Annotated in this window: 17 protein-coding genes and 1 tRNA gene; 16 read left to right on the plus strand and 2 right to left on the minus strand. The window is 64.3% G+C overall.

All coding sequences use genetic code 11. The annotated features are described in order from the left end of the window. The first annotated feature begins 63 nt into the window (after positions 1 to 63). The 7 genes from ASE00_RS02375 to pgeF all read left to right on the plus strand — a co-directional run bounded on the left by ASE00_RS02375 (position 64) and on the right by pgeF (position 5,408). Positions 64 to 1,032 (plus strand): DnaJ C-terminal domain-containing protein, encoded by a 969-nt coding sequence (locus ASE00_RS02375; protein WP_056377485.1) that lies wholly within the window; start codon positions 64 to 66, stop codon positions 1,030 to 1,032. A 39-nt stretch (positions 1,033 to 1,071) separates the two neighbouring features. Beyond that, the gene (locus ASE00_RS02380; RefSeq protein ID WP_235538511.1) at positions 1,072 to 1,995 is read left to right on the plus strand and encodes a YihY/virulence factor BrkB family protein; all 924 of its coding nucleotides are present in this window, start codon (positions 1,072 to 1,074) and stop codon (positions 1,993 to 1,995) included. Between the two features lie 10 nt (positions 1,996 to 2,005). Further along, complete coding sequence (gene fabI / locus ASE00_RS02385; RefSeq protein WP_056377487.1) at positions 2,006 to 2,809, plus strand: enoyl-ACP reductase FabI; 804 nt, start codon at positions 2,006 to 2,008, stop codon at positions 2,807 to 2,809. Positions 2,810 to 2,879: 70 nt separating this feature from the next. Further along, positions 2,880 to 3,293 carry an endonuclease domain-containing protein gene (locus ASE00_RS02390; protein WP_056377489.1) on the plus strand — a complete coding sequence of 138 codons (414 nt, stop codon included), beginning with the start codon at positions 2,880 to 2,882 and terminating at the stop codon, positions 3,291 to 3,293. Continuing rightward, positions 3,290 to 4,360, plus strand: a complete 1,071-nt coding sequence (gene aroC, locus ASE00_RS02395; protein WP_056377491.1) for a chorismate synthase — start codon at positions 3,290 to 3,292, stop codon at positions 4,358 to 4,360. Before ASE00_RS02390 ends, aroC begins: the two co-directional genes overlap by 4 nt. Then, positions 4,357 to 4,644, plus strand: coding sequence for an acylphosphatase (locus tag ASE00_RS02400; protein ID WP_056377493.1), 288 nt, complete (start codon positions 4,357 to 4,359; stop codon positions 4,642 to 4,644). Before aroC ends, ASE00_RS02400 begins: the two co-directional genes overlap by 4 nt. Beyond that, positions 4,641 to 5,408, plus strand: a complete 768-nt coding sequence (gene pgeF / locus ASE00_RS02405) for a peptidoglycan editing factor PgeF (RefSeq protein ID WP_056377494.1) — start codon at positions 4,641 to 4,643, stop codon at positions 5,406 to 5,408. The genes ASE00_RS02400 and pgeF overlap by 4 nt, the downstream gene beginning before the upstream one ends. A gap of 38 nt (positions 5,409 to 5,446) precedes the next feature. Here the strand turns inward: pgeF and ASE00_RS02410 are convergent, their stop codons facing one another. After that, on the minus strand, positions 5,447 to 6,205 hold the full coding sequence (locus tag ASE00_RS02410) for a DUF1134 domain-containing protein (RefSeq protein WP_056377496.1): 759 nt from the start codon (positions 6,203 to 6,205) through the stop codon (positions 5,447 to 5,449). A 155-nt stretch (positions 6,206 to 6,360) separates the two neighbouring features. Between ASE00_RS02410 and ASE00_RS02415 the strand changes: the two genes are divergently transcribed. From ASE00_RS02415 to ASE00_RS02450, 8 genes are all read left to right on the plus strand, one after another. Then, positions 6,361 to 6,453: transfer RNA gene (locus ASE00_RS02415), tRNA-Ser, on the plus strand. 403 nt (positions 6,454 to 6,856) lie between these two features. Continuing rightward, entirely contained in the window at positions 6,857 to 7,252 is a 396-nt protein-coding gene (locus tag ASE00_RS02420) for a hypothetical protein (RefSeq protein WP_056377498.1), read from the plus strand. A 52-nt stretch (positions 7,253 to 7,304) separates the two neighbouring features. Further along, positions 7,305 to 7,526 carry a hypothetical protein gene (locus tag ASE00_RS02425; RefSeq protein WP_156405243.1) on the plus strand — a complete coding sequence of 74 codons (222 nt, stop codon included), beginning with the start codon at positions 7,305 to 7,307 and terminating at the stop codon, positions 7,524 to 7,526. A gap of 256 nt (positions 7,527 to 7,782) precedes the next feature. Then, entirely contained in the window at positions 7,783 to 8,325 is a 543-nt protein-coding gene (locus ASE00_RS02430; protein ID WP_056377502.1) for a thermostable hemolysin, read from the plus strand. Continuing rightward, positions 8,322 to 10,361, plus strand: coding sequence for an AMP-binding protein (locus tag ASE00_RS02435; RefSeq protein ID WP_056377504.1), 2,040 nt, complete (start codon positions 8,322 to 8,324; stop codon positions 10,359 to 10,361). The genes ASE00_RS02430 and ASE00_RS02435 overlap by 4 nt, the downstream gene beginning before the upstream one ends. Then, entirely contained in the window at positions 10,348 to 11,103 is a 756-nt protein-coding gene (locus tag ASE00_RS02440) for an SDR family NAD(P)-dependent oxidoreductase (protein WP_056377506.1), read from the plus strand. The genes ASE00_RS02435 and ASE00_RS02440 overlap by 14 nt, the downstream gene beginning before the upstream one ends. 23 nt (positions 11,104 to 11,126) lie before the next feature. After that, positions 11,127 to 11,759 carry a tetratricopeptide repeat protein gene (locus ASE00_RS02445; RefSeq protein ID WP_056377508.1) on the plus strand — a complete coding sequence of 211 codons (633 nt, stop codon included), beginning with the start codon at positions 11,127 to 11,129 and terminating at the stop codon, positions 11,757 to 11,759. After that, positions 11,759 to 12,391 (plus strand): class I SAM-dependent methyltransferase, encoded by a 633-nt coding sequence (locus tag ASE00_RS02450; protein WP_056377510.1) that lies wholly within the window; start codon positions 11,759 to 11,761, stop codon positions 12,389 to 12,391. Before ASE00_RS02445 ends, ASE00_RS02450 begins: the two co-directional genes overlap by 1 nt. Positions 12,392 to 12,399: 8 nt before the next feature. Here the strand turns inward: ASE00_RS02450 and ASE00_RS02455 are convergent, their stop codons facing one another. Continuing rightward, the gene (locus tag ASE00_RS02455; RefSeq protein ID WP_082594430.1) at positions 12,400 to 12,846 is read right to left on the minus strand and encodes a DUF2141 domain-containing protein; all 447 of its coding nucleotides are present in this window, start codon (positions 12,844 to 12,846) and stop codon (positions 12,400 to 12,402) included. 194 nt (positions 12,847 to 13,040) lie between these two features. On the opposite strand from ASE00_RS02455, the gene sodC reads away from it, so the two are divergent. Beyond that, positions 13,041 to 13,556 carry a superoxide dismutase[Cu-Zn] gene (gene sodC / locus ASE00_RS02460; protein WP_056377514.1) on the plus strand — a complete coding sequence of 172 codons (516 nt, stop codon included), beginning with the start codon at positions 13,041 to 13,043 and terminating at the stop codon, positions 13,554 to 13,556. Positions 13,557 to 13,595 lie beyond the last annotated feature (39 nt).

Raw genomic sequence — 13,595 nt, forward strand, 5'->3', positions numbered from 1 at the left:
CGCTACACATCTGATCTGTTGCAAAAATGCAACAGGGTGCGACGCAGGATGACGACGACGACTATGGCGGACCTTTATTCGAAGCTTGGGGTGAAGAAGGGCGCGGACGAGGCCGAGATCAAGAAGGCGTACCGCAAGCTCGCCAAGGAGCTTCATCCCGACCGTAACAAGGATAATCCCAAAGCCACCGAGCGCTTCGCCGATGTAACGGCGGCCTATGACCTGCTGTCCGATCGCGACAAGCGCGCCCAATATGACCGCGGCGAGATCGACGAGCAGGGCAATCCGCGCGGCCCCTTCGGCTTCGGTGGCCGCGGCGGCGGTGGCGGTGGCTTCCGGCCGGGCCCGGGCCCGGGCGGCGGCGGCTTCGAATTCGGCGGCGATGGCGCCGATTTCGGGGACATCTTCGAAGGCATTTTCGGCCGGTCCCGCGGTGGCGGAGGTGGCGGTCCGCGCCGCCCCGGCGGCTTCGGCGGCTTCGGCACGCAGGGCGGCGGCATGCCGAGCAAGGGCGCGGACGTGTCCTATCGGCTCGCAGTGCCGTTCGAGGATGCGGCGGCGCTGAAGCCGCAACGCATCACCCTGTCCAGCGGCAAGACGATCGACGTCAAGCTGCCCAATGGGGTCGAGACCGGCATCCAGATGCGTCTGAGCGGGCAGGGCGATGCCGGGCCAGGCGGCAATGGCGACGCGATCATTACGGTGGAGGTGCGCCCGCACCGTTTCTACACCCGCGACGGGGACGACGTTCGGCTCGACCTGCCGGTTGCGCTAGACGAGGCGGTCGCGGGGGCCAAGGTGAAGGTGCCGACGGTGGATGGCGCGGTGATGCTGGGCATCCCCAAGGGCACAGGCTCCGGCAAAACGCTGCGGCTGAAGGGCAAGGGCTTCCACCGCAAGGATGGAACGCGCGGCGATCAGCTGGTGACGGTGATGATCGACATTCCCGCCGACGATGCCGAACTCGAGGCCTTCGTGGAAAAATGGTCGGGCAAGGGGCAGCGCAACCCGCGCGCCAATCTGGGCGTTTAAGAGCAGAGCATTTCAAAGGGATAGGAGCGGCGCGCTTTGGTGACGGATGAATCCCCCGAAGCGCGCCGCCGCCGGCCGTTCGACAAGCACCTCAACCAGATGCGGCCCGGCGGGCGGATCTACACGGTGTTCAAGCGCGCTGCCGTAGGCGTCTATGCCGATGGCTTCATCCACGCGGGCAACATCGCCTATCTCGCGCTACTGACGATGTTCCCCTTCTTCATCGTGATGGCTGCTCTGGCGCAACTGTTCGGCCGCACTCCCGATGTCCAGCATGCCGTGTACGGATTTCTCCAGACGGTGCCGCGCTCGGTCCGAGACCTGATCGCACAGCCGATCAACGACGTGCTCGCCGTCAATGAAAAGGGGACGCTGCTGTGGCTCGGCGCGATCGTCGGACTGTGGACCGTCGGAAGCTTTGTCGAGACGATTCGCGACATCTTGTATCGCGCCTATGGCACCAAGCCATCGAAGGGCTTCTGGCATTATCGTGCAGGATCGATCCTGATCATTTTCATGTCGGTTATCCTGGCGATGGCGGCGTTCAGCGCCCAGGTGGTGCTGACCGGCGTCGAGCAGTTGATCTGGCGGCTGCTACCTATCGGCACCCAATTCCAACCGCTGATCAACCTTTCGCGGATCGCGCCGCTGCTGATGCTGATCGGCGCGCTCTATGCGATGTTCGCAACGCTGACGCCGTCGAAATACCGTATCGGCCCTTATCCCAAATGGCCGGGCGCGATCTTCACCGCGCTCTGGTGGATGGCGGTAACGATGCTGCTGCCGATCGTGGTTGCTGCCTTTGGTGGATATGGCCGCACCTATGGCAGCTTGGCCGGCGTGATCGTCGCACTGCTGTTTTTCTGGCTGGTCGGCCTCGGCCTGGTTTTCGGCGCACATCTCAACGCGGCTCTAGCCGAAACCCCCGAAACATCTGTAAAGGACGACACGCCCAATCAGTAAGGGAGATCATGTGGCGGGTTTGATGCAGGGGAAGCGCGGGCTGATCATGGGGCTCGCCAATGATCGCTCGCTGGCGTGGGGAATCGCAAAGGCGCTTCACGATCAGGGGGCCGAAATGGCCTTCAGCTATCAGGGCGAGGCGCTGGAGCGGCGCGTGCGCCCGCTGGCCGAGCAGGTCGGTTCGGATTTCCTGATCGAATGCGACGTTTCGAACGACGCCGCGATGGACGTGGCCTTCGGGCAGCTAGCGGAACGCTGGCCGACGATCGATTTCCTCGTCCACGCGATCGGCTTTTCGGACAAGAACGAGCTGCGCGGCAAATATGTCGACACAAGCCTCGACAATTTTCTGCTCACGATGAACATATCCGCGTACAGCCTTGTCGCCGTGACCAAGCGGGCGAGACCGCTCATGCCCAATGGCGGGTCGATCCTGACGCTCAGCTATTATGGGGCCGAGAAGGTCGTGCCACATTACAACGTCATGGGCGTGGCCAAGGCGGCGCTGGAGACCAGCGTCAAATATCTGGCGATGGACCTGGGCCCGGAAAATATCCGCGTCAACGCCATCTCGGCGGGCCCGATCAAGACGCTGGCGGCCAGCGGCATCGGCGACTTCCGCTACATCCTGAAGTGGAACGAGCTCAATTCGCCGCTCCGCCGCAACGTGACGATCGAGGATGTCGGCGGCGCCGGCCTCTACATGCTCTCGGACCTGTCGAGCGGCGTGACCGGCGAGATCCACCATGTCGACGCGGGCTACAACGTCATCGGCATGAAGGCCGAAGACGCCCCGGACATCGCGCTGGCTTGATCTGAATCCCTCTCCCGGGCGGGAGAGGGAGGGGCCCGCCGCGTAGCGGTGGGAGGGTGAGGGCACGCGGATGAAGTCGATCGACGGCACTGATGCTCTTGCCCGCTCCCGCGAGCTGCGAAAGTTCGCGACGGAGCCGGAGCGGATGTTGTGGAGCAGATTGCGCTCTCGTCGCTTGGAAGGCTTCAAGTTTCGTCGGCAATATTGGATTGGTAATTATATAGCCGACTTCGCGTGCATCGAGGCGGGACTGGTTGTCGAAGCCGATGGATCGCAGCATGGCGAAAACCAAGAATATGACGTACGGCGCGACGCATATCTGAAACGCGAGGGATATCGGGTGGTCCGCTTCTGGAACAATGACGTGACGGGAAATCTCGACGGCGTGCTGGAAGTCGTTCGGCTTGCCCTGCTCGAGCGCGTGCCCTCACCCTCCCATGCTGCGCATGGGCCCCTCCCTCTCCCGCAGGGAGAGGGGCTTTGAGCTACAACACCTTCGGCCGCTTCTTTCGTTTCTCCACCTGGGGGGAGAGCCATGGGCCCGCGATCGGCGCGGTGGTCGATGGCTGCCCACCGGGCTTGGCGTTGAGCGAGGCCGATGTGCAGCCCTGGCTCGACAAGCGCCGTCCGGGCACCTCTCGCTTCACGACCCAGCGGCAGGAGCCAGACGCAGTCCGCATCCTGTCGGGCGTGTTCGAGGGGAAGACCACCGGCACTCCGATCAGCCTGATGATCGAGAATGTCGACCAGCGTTCGAAGGATTATTCGGAAGTCGCGCTCGCCTATCGGCCGGGCCATGCCGACTATGCCTATGACGCCAAATATGGTTTTCGCGACTATCGCGGCGGCGGACGCTCCTCGGCGCGTGAGACCGCGTCGCGGGTCGCGGCGGGGGCGGTCGCGCGGCTGGTGATCCCGGAGGTGCGGATTCGCGCCTATCTGGTCGAACTGGGCGGCGACGCGATCGACCGGGCGACGTTCGACGACAAGGCGATCGACGAGAATCCGTTCTTCTGTCCGGACCGGGCAGCGGCGGCACGCTGGGAAAAAATCGTCGATGATGCGCGTAAGGCGGGCTCGTCGGTCGGTGCGGTGGTCGAATGCGTCGCCGAAGGGGTTCCGGCGGGCTGGGGAGCGCCGCTCTACGCCAAGCTCGACAGCGAGCTAGCGGCGGCGATGATGAGCATCAACGCGGTCAAGGGCGTCGAGATCGGTGATGGTTTTGCCGCCGCGCGGCTGACCGGTGAGACTAACGCCGATCCGATGCGGCCCGGCAATGACGGCGCGCCGGTCTTCCTCGCCAACCATGCCGGCGGGATCGCGGGCGGCATTTCGACCGGCCAGCCGGTGGTGGTGCGCGTCGCGCTTAAGCCCACCTCGTCGATCCTGACCCCGGTCGAGACGATCGGACGTGATGGCAAGGAATCGGATATCCGCACCAAGGGCCGCCATGATCCCTGCGTCGGTATCCGCGCCGCGCCGGTGGTCGAGGCGATGATGGCCCTGGTGCTGGCCGATCAGAAGCTGCTGCACCGGGCGCAGGTGGGATGAGCGACGAGCGGATAGCGCGCCGCATCCACGTCAAAGGCAAGGTGCAAGGCGTGTTCTTCCGCGCCTGGACGGTCGAACAGGCGACCGAACTGGGCCTCGATGGCTGGGTCCGCAATCGCCATGATGGATCGGTCGAGGCGGTGGCGGCAGGACCGGCCGACAAGGTCGAGGAACTGATAGCGCGCTGCCATCGGGGTTCGCCGCCGTCGCGGGTCGATGCGGTGATCGTCGAGGATACCCCCGGCGTTGTCGCCGCGGGCTTCGCCCAGAAGCCGACCGTATGAGCGTGCGCCCGATCACCGTCGCCGCGCTGGACGGCCTGCCGCACGGCTTTCTGGGACGGGAGGGCGGGGTGTCGGCGGGCATTCATGCAGGGCTCAACGTCGGTCTCGGGTCGGACGACGATCGCGCCGCGATCCTGGAGAATCGCCGCCGCGCGGTCGAGGCGGTCGCGCCGGCGCATGCGCTGGTTACGCTGCACCAGGTCCATTCGCCCGATGCTGTGGCCGTGACCGCGCCGTTTGCCGACGAAGCCCGGCCGCATGCCGACGCGCTGGTCACCGACCGGCCGGGCCTGCTGCTCGGCATCCTGACCGCTGATTGCGTGCCGGTGCTGTTCGCGGATGCCGGGGCGGGGGTGGTGGGTGCGGCGCATGCCGGCTGGAAGGGCGCAATCACCGGCGTCACCGACCGGACGCTAGACGAAATGGAGAAGCTCGGCGCCGACCGCGCCAACATGGTCGCGGCGATAGGCCCATGCATCGCGCGCGTAAGCTATGAGGTGGACGAAGGCTTCGTCCGGCGCTTTGAGGCTGACGATCCGGCGAACGAGCGCTTCTTCGCCGATGGCCGCAAGCCGGGCCATGCGCAGTTCGATATCGAGGCCTATGTTGCACATCGTCTCGCCGCCGCCGGGATCGGCCGGGTGATCGCGCTTGGCGAGGACACCTATGCCCAGCCGGAGCGCTTCTTCAGCTTCCGGCGCGCAACCCATCTAGGCGAGCCGGGATATGGGCGGCAAATATCGCTGATTGGGCTACCGGATTAATTGAATCGCGGAGTAGCGCGACACGGCAGGGTCTGCCGTTAAAACGGCACGGCCTTTGATTTACGGGTGAAGTTCATATAGCCGACGTTGATACCGAGCCGCCAGCCGACGCCGAGCCGGATCGGGATCAGCACGACATCGCCGCGGCGCAGATAGGTGGCGGTGAAGCCGCCGACGACATAGGCTGTGCCTTCGACCGCCGGATAGCGTTTGAAGATGTCGGCGGTGTCGTAGAGATTGTAGACCAGCACAAAGCTTTTCGAGCCGTTCGCGCCGAGATCGAAGCCCAGCGACGGGCCGGTCCAGTAGATCGGCTGCTGACCCTCGACCTTGTGAAACAGCGTGCCCGAACCATAACGCACGCCGACGACGATCGCGCCGCCCGCCTCGCGGCCTGCGATATAGGCACTGGGTTGGCCCTGATCCTTCAGGATCTTCTCGATCAGTTTGGCGAGGCCTTCCGCGCCCTTGCCGAATACGCCTTCCGCCGCGCTCAGCACGTCGTCCTGGGCATAGGTGTTGTTCGCCGAGGCATCGGCTGCCTGTGCCCGCGCCGTCGCGGGGGGCGGGGCCGGGGGCTCGGCTTCGCTGGCGACTGCGTCCGCGGCAGCCTCGGTGCTCTGCGGCGCGGCGGGCGCGGGAGCGCTAACCTTCGTCCCATAATCGGCTTCGCTGGCGGGAACGGGAGCGAGGTCGCTCGCCTGGTTCGGATCGATGGTGCGCGCCTGCGCCTGAGCGACCCCCGCATTGCCGAGCGTCATCAGCGCCGTAAGGCACAGCACATATCCGAACTTCATCGCCACTCTCCGCAAAGGCCTTGCCGCGCCCAATAAAGCCTCTTTTCCCTGTCGCTGCAATGAACAGCCAGCGGATTATTGCCGTCGCGATTTTTGCACGGGAAGGCGGTTGATCGGACCGCACCCGCTCGCTATAGCCCGGCCTCTGCCTTCCCGGAGACGTGGGTGAGTGGCTGAAACCAGCGGTTTGCTAAACCGCCGTAGGGGGATTACTCCTACCGAGGGTTCGAATCCCTCCGTCTCCGCCAGAACTTCAACAAAATCAATGATTTAGAGGCGAGAAGTCGCTCCGCGCCCATGTCTATGCCCAGTTTCTGCGCTGATCTAGGCGGACGATGGCGGGCCGTGGCGGACAGGAATTGAAGGCCCGTCGACCACAAATGTATTTATGGATATATAGCACTATCCAAACCGACCTCAATGCGGACAGCCTTTTGTTGCACGATTGTGGAGCCAGCACATCAGTTGGTGCAACAACGAGGTTCAAATGACACGCTCAGAATTGGCGCGCCACGTTGGCGTCGACTCAACGCTTTGGAGGTGGGAGCGCGCCGGCTTGCTCCTTCAAGGTAGGCGCATCAACTCGCGCCGCACCATCTTCTCCGCGGTCGCGGTAGCGACCGTGGAGGCCCTCGCTATCGCGGTGCAAGCATGAGTCTCTTCGCGTCGCAACACGATAAGGCAAGCGTGGCGCTTGAGGCTGCGGCCTCCCAAAAGTCGCTATTAATCGCGGATCTCGAGGCGCTGCGGCTCACCCCGGCCGACGCCAGCAACGCCGCGTCGCTGGAAAACCGGGCCGCCGCCGAGGCTAAGCTTGCCGCAGACGTCAAGATTGCGGACCAAGTCGTCGCGCATCGGCGCGACTTCGTCGGGAAGCTGGATGCGGAGGAAGCCGATCGCGCTCGCAAAGTCCGCCTCACCGAACTTCAGAAGCGTGCGATGGCGGGAGAGGCCAGGTTCCCCAAGATTGCCACGTTGAGTGCTAACCTCGCGTCTCTTCTTGCCGAGGATAGACCGCGCCGCGTTCGACCGTTGGAACAAAGGTGAGCGGGGCTCGCTGCCGCCGGTGCTTGACCCTGAAGCGCGCCGCCGCCAGCGCATGAGCGATCCGGTTTCGGCGATCATGATCACAGAGATTGCCGCGCCAGCGGGCGCGTTCATAGACAACTATACGCTGGGGCGGGGGCTCGGCGCCTTTGGAACGATTGCGGAGCTGAAAGAGGCGCTAGTATTTATCGACGCCCTTGAGCCGACCGAAGTTGGGCCCATCCCGTGGGCGCTGATCCGGTTAGCCGATATTATCGAGGGCTGCGTAGGGTAAGCGGATCCTGCCGGCGCTCGCGCCGGCAGTTTTGCTGCATGCTGTCCGACGGGCATGGGCAGCTTTGAGCTTAAAATCGGGCATTGAGTAAGCTGGACGGCGAGCCTGAAAGCGGCCGTCTGTCAGTGCGTGGCGGATAAATTCGGCCCATAAGCCTGATGCGCTCATCTACGCCGATCACTGGGAGTTTTTAATCCCAAACTGAGGTGCTCGCTCTGCGGCGGCGTCCATTCGACGAAACAGCGTGAGTGTAGCGATGAGCGAAGCAGTTCGGGCCTTTGTGGCGGATCGGTTTGCGGAACAGCATGGGGCGAAGCCCTGCATGGACTATGGGAACTGGCACGTCGTCCATGCCGCGCCCGATCAGCCGAGAGCGGCGCTTGCCGTCAGAAGCGCGGCTGATGAGCGTCTCTTTCTCGAAACCTATCTCAGCGAGCCAGTCGAATCGGCAGTCTCGGCGGCGTTCGGCCGTGACATTCCCCGAGCCGCAATTGTTGAGATCGGCTGCCTGGCAGCAACACCTACGTCGGCGATGCTCCGCCTTTGGAGCGAAGCGGCAGACCGTCTGTCCGACAGCCATTCGATTGCGGTCGCAACCCTCACCTTGCCGCTCCGCAAGATGTTCGCGCGGGTTGGCCTACCATTCATCGAACTGGCCATGGCAAGTCCGCAGAGTTTGCACCACGAGGCCCGCGATCGCTGGGGCCGCTACTATGAAACTCAGCCCGTCGTTTGCGCCGGCGACATCGTAGCGGGGAGGGCGGCACTACGATCTTTCCGCGCCGGGGAACGTCCATGAGCATGCTCCTGCAGGCAATTCTCGCGCGCGCCGAACAGGCGGGACGTCGCGTTGCCCTCGATGATGGGCTGCACCAGATCAGCTATGCGGACCTGCCCGCTGCGATCGGTGACATGGCTGAGGTCATCCGCGACGAGGCTAGTGGCCCGGGTCCGGTTGGGATCGACCTCGACAATGGCATTGATTGGGTGATCGCGGATCTTGCGCTGTTGTCGCTCGGGCGGCCGTGCATCCCGCTGCCCCCATTTTTCACGGCAGACCAGCGCAGCGCTGCGCTGGCCGATGCCGGCGCCACCGCGACGATCAGGCGTGACGGCATCGTCCTGCACGAGTATGGCGCGCGCGATATCCCCTCAGGTACGGCGAAGATAAGCTACACCTCGGGTTCGACCGGCGATCCGAAAGGCATCTGCCTTGGCGAGAGCCTCATGCTGCAAACCGCCCAGGCGATCGTAGCGCGGCTCGGCGAAGACATGGCCGGCGTCCATGTACCGATTCTGCCGCTCGCTGTGCTGCTCGAGAATGTCGCGGGGCTCTATGCGACCTTGCTCGCCGGCGGCCGCTATCTGGTCAAAGCGTCGGCGTCGATCGGGCTCACCAATCCCTTCATGATCGATGACGCCGCGCTGGTCGCATCAATCGACAACAGTGGTGCGACCAGCCTCATTCTCGTCCCCGAATATCTCGCCCGTATCGTCGATCGGCTCGAACGGTCGGGAACACGCCTCAAAAATCTCCAACTGGTCGCGGTCGGCGGTTCGCGGGTACCCGTCGCGCTGCTTGAGCGTGCCGACCGCGTCGGGCTCCCCGTGATCCAAGGCTATGGCCTCACCGAATGTGGTTCGGTCATATGCCTTGAGGGGATGGGCGAGCGCGATCGCGGCACCGTCGGCCAGCCCCTGCGCCATGCGATGGTGTCCCTCGCGCCGGATGGCGAGATCGTCGTCGATGGGAACTTCCATCTGGGAACGGTCGGACATCCGAGGCGGAATGGCCCGATCTTTACAGGCGATGTCGGCGAGATTGACCAACTTGGCCGCGTTTCGATCGTCGGCCGCAAGTCGAACCTGATCATCACGAGCTTCGGCCGCAATGTCGCACCCGAATGGGTGGAAGAGCAGCTCGTCGCCCAGCCCCAGATCGCGCAGGCCATGGTCTATGGCGATGGCGAAGCGGAACTGCGGGCCTTTATCGTACCGTCCGCGATCGATGCCGATATCGCGGCCGGCGTGGCGGCAGCCAATGCGGCGCTGCCGCCTTATGCCCGCGTGGATCGCTGGCAGCCCGGTCGGCCATTCACGCCGGCAGATGGGACCCTTACGCCGAACGGAAGACTGCGCCGCGCCGCGATCATGGAGCGCGCGATCAATAGGCCATTCTTCGAACGGCTCTGCGCCGAGACCGCGCCCGCCCGAGCACGGCTGATGGCGGTGCCCCAGCTTCAGGCGGGGCTGGCCGGGCGGATCAGTCGGGACATGTATTTGACCTATCTCGCGCAGGCTTATCACCATGTCCGCCACACGGTGCCGCTGATGCGGCTCGCGCGCGAAGGCCTGGCAGCCAAGCCAAGCCTCGTTCAGGCGCTCGACGATTATATCGACGAAGAAGAGGGCCACGAGCAGTGGGTCCTCAACGACATAAGCGCGGCCGGAGGGGACGCCGATGCGGTTATGACCGCAGGCGCATCGCCCGCCACCACTCGCATGGTCGACCACGCCTATGCGACGCTTCGGTCTGGCAATCCCGCAGCCTTCTTCGGGATGGTCTTCGTTCTCGAGGGGACCAGCATCGCGCTGGCGAGCAACGGCGCGGAAGCGGTGCGATCGAGCCTTGGCCTGCCGAAGTCTGCCTTCACCTATCTGACGTCGCACGGCGCACTCGATCAGGATCATATGCGCTTCTTCGAAACCCTCGTGAACGGGCTCGATGACCGCGAAGACGAAGATGCGATCGTCGCCATGGCCAACGACATCTTCGACCTTTTCGGCGGTATTTTCGCCGCCATTCCGATGGAGGCTGTCCATGAAGTGGCTTGACGGGAAGCGCATCGCGGTCACCGGCGCGGCGGGCGGGCTTGGGGCGCCGCTGGCGCGGCTGTTGCGGGAAAGAGGAGCCCATGTCGCCGGCATCGACCGGGTCGAATGCCCGGCCTGCGACAACAGCATATTGACCGATCTCTCCGACGATGCGTCGCTGGCGACGCTCGTGAAGGAGCTCACCCGCGACACGCCGGACATCCTGGTGAACCTGGCTGGCGTCATGCGGTTCGGCTTGCATGAAGATCAGCCGAGCGAGGCGCTGGCGCTGTGCTATCGGGTAAACCTCTATGTCCCCGCAGTGCTGGCACAGGCGGTTGCCGCCCCGATGCGGGCACGCGGGCACGGTCAGATCGTCAATATCGGCTCGGTTCTGGGTGCGATCCCCTATCCCTGGTTCGCGGCCTATTCGAGCAGCAAGGCGGGGCTAGCGGCGCTGAGCCAGAGCCTGCGACGCGAGCTGGCGGGCAGCGGCGTCGCTGTCACCCATGTCAGCCCCCGCGCGGCGAAAACCCCGCTCAACAACAGCGAGGTCAATCGCTTCCTCGACATCACCCATATGAAGGCGGACGAGCCGGAAATGGTTGCACGGCGGATTGTCGACGCGATCGTGAACCGGCGCGCAACGGTCACAATCGGTTGGATGGAGCGGCTCTACGCGATCATCAACGCGCTGGCCCCCCGCATCATAGACAATGGCATCGCACCGCAAATTCGCCGTGCGCGCGCCGAGTTTTGTTGATCAAGCATAGGAGAGACATGCACATGAAAAAATATATCGTGCTGGCCGCGATGATCGCCGCCGCCTTGCCTGGTGTCGCATCAGCGGGGATGCCCGAGGACGTGAAGTCCATCAACGACAACTGGGCGCACATTTCCTATCAGATGAACGGCTCAAGCCATCAGACGACGGCGCTCGACCAGCTCGCGCACCAAGCCGACGTCATCGTCGCCCGCTATCCCGGACAGGCCGAGCCGCTGCTCTGGCAGGGAATCGTCGTCAGCGAACAGGCCAATCGGGCCAACATCTTCCACAAGCTGAGCCTGGCCACCCGCGCGCGCGACATTCTCGCCCGCGCTTATTCGCTCAATCCCAGGGCGGGCAATGGCGGTGCGGCGATGAGCCTCGGCGTGCTCTACTATAAGGTGCCCGGCTCGCCGATCGGCTTTGGCGACGACGCGCGCGCGCGCCAGCTTTTGCAACAGGCTCTGGCGCTTGACCCGAATGGCCTCGACGCCAATTATTTCTGGGGCGATTTCCTCTATGATCAGGGCGACAAGGCCGGCGCCAAGGCCGCGTTGCTGAAAGCGCTCCGTGCGCCGCATGATCCCAACCGCACCGTCTGGGACGCCGGTCGGCGGGGCGAGGTTCAGGCGTTGCTCAAGAAGATCGGCTGATGCGCTTTGCCCACGGTCTCGCCCGCCAGCTCGCGGCGCCGACCGGCATCGCCGGCGCGCTGTGCGGCCTGGCGATGGATGTGGCTAACCGGGCGCCGCTGCAGCGGGCGATCGACATATTATGCCCGGGGCCCGGCGAGACGGTGCTCGACGCCGGGTGCGGGACCGGGGCGGCCAGCGCGGCGATATTGCGGCGCGCGGAGTGCCACGTCATCGCCGTCGATCAGTCGACGACGATGATCCGTCGGGCCCGGGCCCGCCTCGCCGGGCGAAGCCGCAGCGGCATGGTCGAGGTCCATCAGGCCAGCATCGAGGCGTTGCCCTGTGAGCCTGGCAGCATCGATGCCGTGCTCGCGCTCAACATCCTCTATTTTTGCGACCCGGACAGCCGAATGATTGCGGCGCTTCGCACGGTTTTACGGCCGAGTGGCCGTCTGGTCGCGTACGTCACCGATCGCCAAAGTATGGAGAAATGGGCCTTTACGGGCGCTGGCCTCCACCGACTCTACAACTCCGATGAACTCCAGGCAGCCCTTGTCGATGGCGGCTTCGACCCATCAAGCATCAGCATCGAACCTCGATCGGTGGCATCCGGCGTTCAGGGACTCTTCGCACTCGCCTACGCTGGCTGAGCTTATGCTCAGTAATGCATCTCGATCTTGATCGACTTGTTCTGGTCGGCGAGCGCCAAGCTCGATGCGGAGAAGCTGGGCGGCCCCATTACCTTCGGATTGTTTGAGAGGCCCCAGCCTTCCTTCGGGAACATGCCGAACCGCAGGTCGAGCTTCTGATCTCCATTGGCGTCGTGATAGGCCATGACGGCATATTGCCCAGGCGGCAGATCCTGGAAATGCACCGATGCGGAAGCGCCATCGGCGCGGGCGCTCAGGACCTTGAACGCCTTGTCCTCGTGACGAAAACCGTCCGCACTGTGGTAGAGGACGAAGCGGATTGAACCCGGTCCCGGCATGATCTGAGCGGCTGTGACATCCAGATCCGCGGCGGCCGCAACCGTCGGCGCAAGCACGCAACTTGCCAGGGTGAGACCCAGCAACCGCCGGAAAATCTTCGTTCCAATAAGGCTCATCTCATACTCCTCATCGCCCGGTCGCGGGCAGGATTCCTGGCAAGACGCCGCTGCAGACCGAGCACCACAGTGTCGATGTGCACGGTCCCATCGAGATTGGTGCGAGCGGAAGAGGGGCGAACTGAGGGAGCATGCCGGCGGCGGCGTCTCACCCGCACCGAATCCTCTCGACGCCCTGAAAAAGGAGAAGCGCCTTGTACCGACCTTCCCTTCTGCTGATCGCTTCGCTTGCCCTGGTCGCGGCGGCACCTGTCGCCGCGCCGAGGACATATGCCCTGAAAGGCGCGACGGGCGCTGCGATCGGGCAGGTAACCCTGACCGACGCACCCAAGGGTGTGCTCCTTCATGTTGAGGCGCATGGGCTCACACCTGGCTGGCACGCCGTCCATTTCCACGAGAAGGCTGATTGCAGCGACGCGATGTTCAAGTCGGCAGGCGGCCATGTCCATATGATGGCGCCGACCGTGCATGGTCTTCTGAACTCGGAGGCGAACGACCTCGGGGATTTGCCCAATCTGTTCATCGGGGCTGATGGCAGTGGAGCGGCCGAGATTTTCTCGCCGTTCGTCTCCCTGCAGGCGGGCACCGCGCGGGCCAATCTCCTTGATGCGGACGGCTCGGCGCTGGTCATCCACGCCATGCCCGACGATTATATGACCCAGCCTATCGGGGGCGCGGGCACGCGCGTCGCCTGCGGCGAAATCCGTTAGATCGGTTCCGCCATTTCTGGGGCGACATCCTCGAGGCTC

The organism is Sphingomonas sp. Root710, from assembly GCF_001429065.1.
In the GTDB taxonomy this organism is placed as follows: Bacteria; Pseudomonadota; Alphaproteobacteria; order Sphingomonadales; family Sphingomonadaceae; genus Rhizorhabdus.

Bases quoted from the DNA above. Each gene is read 5' to 3' on its own strand.
- ASE00_RS02375 (WP_056377485.1), top strand. From the start codon at position 64: ATGGCGGACCTTTATTCGAAGCTTGGGGTGAAGAAGGGCGCGGACGAG.
- ASE00_RS02420 (WP_056377498.1), top strand. From the start codon at position 6,857: ATGAGTCTCTTCGCGTCGCAACACGATAAGGCAAGCGTGGCGCTTGAG.
- ASE00_RS02430 (WP_056377502.1), top strand. From the start codon at position 7,783: ATGAGCGAAGCAGTTCGGGCCTTTGTGGCGGATCGGTTTGCGGAACAG.
- pgeF (WP_056377494.1), top strand. From the start codon at position 4,641: ATGAGCGTGCGCCCGATCACCGTCGCCGCGCTGGACGGCCTGCCGCAC.
- ASE00_RS02440 (WP_056377506.1), top strand. From the start codon at position 10,348: ATGAAGTGGCTTGACGGGAAGCGCATCGCGGTCACCGGCGCGGCGGGC.
- ASE00_RS02445 (WP_056377508.1), top strand. From the start codon at position 11,127: ATGAAAAAATATATCGTGCTGGCCGCGATGATCGCCGCCGCCTTGCCT.
- ASE00_RS02450 (WP_056377510.1), top strand. From the start codon at position 11,759: ATGCGCTTTGCCCACGGTCTCGCCCGCCAGCTCGCGGCGCCGACCGGC.
- ASE00_RS02435 (WP_056377504.1), top strand. From the start codon at position 8,322: ATGAGCATGCTCCTGCAGGCAATTCTCGCGCGCGCCGAACAGGCGGGA.
- ASE00_RS02455 (WP_082594430.1), bottom strand. From the start codon at position 12,846: ATGAGCCTTATTGGAACGAAGATTTTCCGGCGGTTGCTGGGTCTCACC.
- ASE00_RS02390 (WP_056377489.1), top strand. From the start codon at position 2,880: ATGAAGTCGATCGACGGCACTGATGCTCTTGCCCGCTCCCGCGAGCTG.
- ASE00_RS02425 (WP_156405243.1), top strand. From the start codon at position 7,305: ATGAGCGATCCGGTTTCGGCGATCATGATCACAGAGATTGCCGCGCCA.
- ASE00_RS02400 (WP_056377493.1), top strand. From the start codon at position 4,357: ATGAGCGACGAGCGGATAGCGCGCCGCATCCACGTCAAAGGCAAGGTG.
- ASE00_RS02410 (WP_056377496.1), bottom strand. From the start codon at position 6,205: ATGAAGTTCGGATATGTGCTGTGCCTTACGGCGCTGATGACGCTCGGC.